We start from the raw sequence: 871 nt of genomic DNA, 5'->3' as shown, positions 1-871 counted from the left end.
GTTGCTAGGTGGTGGCGACGTTGCAATGCAGCTCCTACCGGCCGCAGCGCCTCATCCGCGCCGGCAGTCACGGCGGACGTCGCCATGGGCAACATCGACATCCGCCTCCACCAAGCGGCTCCGCGTGCCTCGGCAACGAACGGTGATCATCGTGCCCGCACCAGTCGGCGTTAGCATCGGGGGAATCCCTACTTCGGATCTCGGTACAGCTGCCACGGTGTGTCGTCCGGCGGCGTCGCCGCCAACTTCCGCGCAAGCTTGACCCGTGAATCAACGCCCAGCTTGCGGAAGATCCGGGTCAAGTACGACTCGACGGTCTTCACCGACAGAAACGTCGCCTGCGCGATGTCACGGTTCGACATCCCCTGCCCGACAAGCGTGGCGATGACGCGTTCTCGCGAGGACAGGTCCGTCGACGACCCGCCCCGTCCGGCAGCGCGCGGGCCGAGAGCGCCGAGCCGCCGCTGCACGTTGACCGCCAGCGTGTGCAGGTGACCGGCGCCGCAGGTGGCGGCGAACTGCTTGACCGTCTCGACATGCCGCGCAGCCTCGTCGGTACCCCCGACCGTGATCAGCGCTCTCGCCAGCTCCAACCGCGCATGGCCCGCCGCGATAAGCCCGGAACCAGCCGTGAATTCCCTTACCGCGGTACGCAGCAACTCGACCACGGTCTCGCCGTCCGCCGGACCGGTACACGCCCGCGCCATAGCCGCATACGCGTGCTGGCCCCGCAGACCCACCGCGCCCGCTGCCTCGACCGCACGCCGGGTCCAGTCGCGGGCCTCAGCCGTCCGGCCACGATCGACCTCAGCCCGCGCCGCCGTGTAGTACCAGCCCGCCCTGAACGAATGAGCCGGCCCGCAGTGCTGCG

Annotated in this window: 1 protein-coding gene; it reads right to left on the bottom strand. The window is 69.3% G+C overall.

Going from position 1 to position 871, the window contains the following annotated elements:
• Positions 1-188 precede the first annotated feature (188 nt).
• The coding region (locus ABD901_RS58735; RefSeq protein WP_345145112.1) for a helix-turn-helix transcriptional regulator at positions 189-871 on the bottom strand (683 nt) is incomplete at its 5' end.

This window comes from Dactylosporangium darangshiense (assembly GCF_039537565.1).
GTDB lineage: Bacteria > Actinomycetota > Actinomycetes > Mycobacteriales > Micromonosporaceae > Dactylosporangium > Dactylosporangium darangshiense.
The sequence above is the reverse complement of the archived record's forward strand: the minus strand, read 5'-3'. Positions and strand labels throughout refer to the sequence as shown.